A 3,092-nucleotide genomic window follows, 5' to 3' on the forward strand; every position below is an offset into this window, starting at 1 on the left:
ACCCGACGCGACAGACACCATCCCACCACCACCGGACAACGCCACCAACGCCCGGCTGCGCAGAGCCACCACCCTCGCCGCGTCCGCCAACGACAACCCACCGGCCACACACACCGCAGCGATCTCACCCTGCGAATGACCGAACACCGCAGCAGGCTCCACACCATGAGCACGCCACAACTCAGCCAACGACACCATCACCGCAAACAGAACCGGCTGCACCACATCCACCCGATCCAGCCCAGGCGCACCGGCAGCACCGTGCAGCACATCGAGCAGATCCCACTCCACATACGGAGCAAGCGCATCCGCACACTCCCGCAACCGCCCGGCAAACACCGGCGACTCCTCAGCCAGACCGACCGCCATCCCCACCCACTGCGACCCCTGCCCCGGGAACATCACCACCGTCCGGGCATCACCGCGAACCACACCCGACACCACACCCGAAACCACGTCACCACGCGACAGAGAATCCAGGCCGGTGAGCAGCATCTCCCGGCTGTCTCCGACCACGACCGAGCGGTGGTCGAGAGCCGCCCGTGTGGTGGCCAGCGAATAACCCACATCGCCGACGGCCAGTTCCGGGTGACTGGTCATGTGCTGGTGCAGCCGCTCTGCCTGTGCACGCACGCCTGCTTCAGATTGCGCGGAGAGCACCCACGGCACCACCGGCACATCGACCGTCCCGCCGTCGGTGTCATCCTGGGCAGGCGCGGATTCCGGCTCACCTGATGCGGGTTGTTCGAGGACGACGTGGGCGTTGGTGCCACTGACACCGAACGAGGACACCCCGGCCCGCCGCGGCCGATCGGTCTCCGGCCACGGCTGGGCCTCGGTCAGCAGCGCCACCGATCCCGCCGACCAGTCCACATGCGACGACGGCTCATCGACATGCAGCGTCCGGGGCAGCTCCCCGTGCCGCATCGCCATCACCATCTTGATCACACCAGCCACTCCGGCCGCAGCCTGGGTGTGCCCGATGTTCGACTTCACCGACCCCAGCCACAACGGACGCTCCTCCGGCCGGTCCTGACCATAGGTAGCCAGCAGCGACTGCGCCTCGATCGGATCCCCGAGGGTGGTGCCCGTGCCGTGTGCTTCGACGGCGTCGACGTCGGATGTGCCCAGACCCGCGTTCGCCAGCGCCTGCCGGATCACCCGCTGCTGCGACGGACCGTTCGGCGCCGTCAGCCCATTGCTCGCTCCGTCCTGGTTGACCGCGCTGCCACGGATCACCGCCAGCACCGGATGCCCGTTGCGCTCAGCATCCGACAACCGCTCCAGCAGCAGCAGACCCACACCCTCGCCCCAGCCGGTGCCATCGGCCGCAGCCGCAAATGACTTGCACCGCCCGTCAGCAGCCAGACCCCGCTGCCTGCTGAACTCCACAAACGCCTTCGGGCTGGCCATGACGGTGGCTCCGCCAGCGAGCGCCAGCGAACACTCACCCGACCGCAGAGCCTGCGCCGCCAGGTGCATGGCCACCAACGACGACGAACACGCCGTGTCCACCGTCACCGCCGGCCCCTCCAGACCGAAGGTGTAGGAAACGCGGCCCGAGACGACACTGCTCAGACTGCCCGTGACCGCGAATCCTTCAGCGCCTTCGCTGGAAGCGATGCCGAGTACGTAATCCGAAGCCATCGCCCCAGCGAAGATGCCTACATGGGAGCCCCGCAGCGACAGCGGATCCATTCCGGCGCGTTCGAACACCTCCCACGTGGATTCCAGCAGCAGCCGCTGCTGCGGATCCATCGCCAACGCCTCACGCGGGGAGATCCCGAACAGGGCCGCGTCGAATCCTCCGACGCCGTCCGTGAATCCGCCGTAGCGGGTGTAGGACTTCCCCAGGCTGTCCGGGTCCGCGTCATACAGGCCGTCCACGTCCCAACCCCGGTCGGACGGAAACTCTGCGACCGCGTCCTGGCCGGAGGCGACCAATCGCCATAGGTCGTCCGGCGTCTCCACTCCTCCCGGATACCGGCAGCTCATCGCGACAATCGCGATCGGCTCCCGAGCTTGCTTCTCCAGCAGGCTCAACCGCTCGCGGGTCTGCACGAGCTCCGCCATAAGCCGTTTGGAGTAGTCGAGGAGTTTGCCCTCTTCGTTAGCCATCTGACAATTACCTCCGACGTGAAGGATGGGCGGCGGCGTGGGGTCGGATCAGTTCAGGCCGAGCTCTTTCTCCATCAGGGCGATCATTTCCGCACTGGTCGCGGACTCGATGGCTTCCTGTTTGTCGGCAGAGTCCGCCTCGTTCGGCGCGTCATCCAGCTTCCAGAGGAGGGCCCGCAGCCGGGTGCTGAGCGCGGTTCGCGCGTCGCCAGTCGGCTGCACGGTGGAGAGGGCCGCCTCAAGTCGCGATAGCTCCTCGATAAGGCGGGTTTCGGCGGCTGCGCCATTACCACCGCTGCTCACCAACTCCCCTCGGATGTGCTCAGCCAGGGTCTCCGGAGTGGGATAGTCGAAGACCATCGTGGCCGGCAGACGCAGACCGGTGGCAGCGCCGAGACGATTACGCAACTCCACCGACGTCAAAGAATCGAACCCGATGTCCTTGAACGCTTGACCCGCACCGATCGACTCCGGCGAACCATGCCCCAGAACACCGCCCGCCTGAGTACGCACAAGGTCACTCAGAAAACGGCGCTGTTCAACCTCCGACAACCCGACCAAACGCCGGACCAACCCGTCACTGTCAACAGCGGCACTCGCGATACGCCGCGACGGCGCCCGCACCAGCCCCTGCAACAACGGAAGCACCGACCCAGAAGCAGCCTGAGCACGAAGCCGGGCCACATCCAACCGCATAGCCACAACCAGCGCCTGGTCAGTCCCGAGCGCCTCATCAAGCAGACCCAACGCCTGCTCCGTCGACAACCCACTGAACCCGCTACGACTCATCCGAGCCAGATCCTGCTGATCCAGATGCCCGGTCATCCCACTGGCCTGCTCCCACAGCCCCCAGGCGATGGAGGTACCGACAAGCCCTTCCGCCCGCCGACGCGCCGCCAGACCGTCCAAGAACGCATTCGCCGCCGCGTAGTTGCCCTGCCCCGGAGCACCGAACACCCCAGCCGCCGAAGAGA

At 66.7% G+C, this 3,092-nt stretch carries 2 protein-coding genes; both read right to left on the bottom strand.

The genetic code is table 11. The annotated features are described in order from the left end of the window. A partial coding sequence (locus tag LHJ74_RS34020) for a type I polyketide synthase (protein ID WP_260222227.1) occupies positions 1 to 2,118 on the bottom strand: 2,118 nt, incomplete at its 3' end. 48 nt (positions 2,119 to 2,166) lie between these two features. Then, the coding region (locus LHJ74_RS34025; RefSeq protein ID WP_260222228.1) for a beta-ketoacyl reductase at positions 2,167 to 3,092 on the bottom strand (926 nt) is incomplete at its 5' end.

The sequence above is a fragment of the Streptomyces gossypii genome (assembly GCF_025165795.1).
GTDB classification, from domain to species: Bacteria; Actinomycetota; Actinomycetes; order Streptomycetales; family Streptomycetaceae; genus Streptomyces; species Streptomyces gossypii.